Source organism: Nitrosomonas sp. Nm33 (genome assembly GCF_900107265.1).
Classification (GTDB): Bacteria; Pseudomonadota; Gammaproteobacteria; order Burkholderiales; family Nitrosomonadaceae; genus Nitrosomonas.
Map to the genome: position 1 here is coordinate 1 of NZ_FNPJ01000155.1, position 1663 is coordinate 1663.

Sequence of the window (1663 nt, forward strand, 5' to 3'; positions counted from 1 at the left end):
TGATCTATTCCACTCGCTTTTCTTGCCATGATTCTTTCCTCTAATTCATGGCTATATTGTTTCATTTCTTCATTTTTCAATGCGAATTGGAATTAGTGGAGAAGTACGCGATCGCTATCTCGATTCTGTTGTGCCGACACTCTGCAAGTACGATATTTATCGGCGCCTAAGAGATGTTACTGATATTCAACGTTGGCATAACTATGATCATGCCGGCGATGCGTGGAGCTTGACCGTCGCATTACCCGCACTGGTAGTTTCTGGTCATATCGAACGTGCTATTAATCTGCTTTGGAAACTTACCAACTATCTTGAAACCGGCTGGACCAACACCGAGTGCATCCACTTTGCCGTGCGCGAGCTGGATCGTCGGTGTCGCGTTGGGCTAATCGACTTCCAGCTCGCACAGCGTTTCAGATATGCTGTGATAGGTGTGCTGGATGCATTTCGGGGTGAATGGTTTTCGCGCTTGCGTGACCTTGAATTGGTGCAAGCGGTGGTCGTACTGTTATCGCCATGGCCAAGCTACACGGATTATTTCCGTCGTGACCTTGTGAAAAGCCTGGTGCGCAATTACGGTCTCTCACCCGAATTCTGGTACTTGCTACATGAGCAGCATCCGCAACTTAATGACAATGAGCTGATGCGGGCTGGTAAGTATTGGGATGGCTTGAAGCAGACGTTTGATTCATCCAGGCCTGTTATTCAAAACTTGGAATCGTTAGTCGAACCTATTCGCTATTTTCGCCAGATGGGCAATCCTGAAGCCACCATTTTCTTGCGTGAGGTTGTGGTCAATGCGCTGTTTATCTTGAATGACAAGCTAACATCGGCTGGCCGCATGCTCATCAGCATGTTGCTTGAAGATCCGGCTGAAGGAGTTCGGCTTGCTACCTTTCCTTTGGCGAAAGAAAATCAATTGCAGCATGAGTTTCCGGAAATGAAAGAGAGATTAATTCAGACCCTGCGAGAACTTAGTCCACGTCCAGGAAGTATGTTCTACGAGGCGCAGCGTACTGCGGCAAGGCTTGCCCGTACCGTGACTGATGCATTGGATCAAGACGATGATAGCAGCTTGCAGCGCGCTCTGGATGCGCTACAAAACCACGCCTTGAACCTTAATGACTGGCAAAATGGCTTTCTCGGTGCTGACCTGCTCGGATACTGTTGTGAATGTCGTTTGGGCAAAGATATGCAGGTTGAAAATTTACTGCTTTTTCTTGAAAAAATCATCAATAAAGCTATCGAAGAGACCAAGGTGGATTATTTTCTCCCACCCCCTGTGCAATCAGCTTTGATGCGCCTTGTGCGGTGGCCAGAAGAAAAACCACTGCTACGACTCTTTTTAGCGAATATCAAAGCAACTGTCAGTGCAAAGTTTGGCAACAAACATGATGACATTTTCAATACGCCGACCAAGCTTGAATCCTCAATGCCGGCCACCGGCTATCCAAGTGATACCCTTGTCGTCATCTATTCCTGTCGAAAATACCTCGATACTCGCATCGAGGCTATTCGTGCTACCTGGGTGCAAGATCTTAAGGCGCGCAGTATTCCTTATCTGATTCTATAGCCAATCACATATAAATTGATTATAATTTGTGAATGACCTATCCAGTATCATTTCGCCGTAAGGTATTATCCGTTCGAGAGAAGGATGGCC

General features: G+C 46.8%; 1 protein-coding gene. It reads left to right on the forward strand.

The annotated features are described in order from the left end of the window. Positions 1-79: 79 nt before the first annotated feature. Complete coding sequence (locus BLV54_RS15180) at positions 80-1573, forward strand: hypothetical protein (protein WP_090572410.1); 1494 nt, start codon at positions 80-82, stop codon at positions 1571-1573. The last annotated feature ends 90 nt before the right edge of the window (positions 1574-1663 follow it).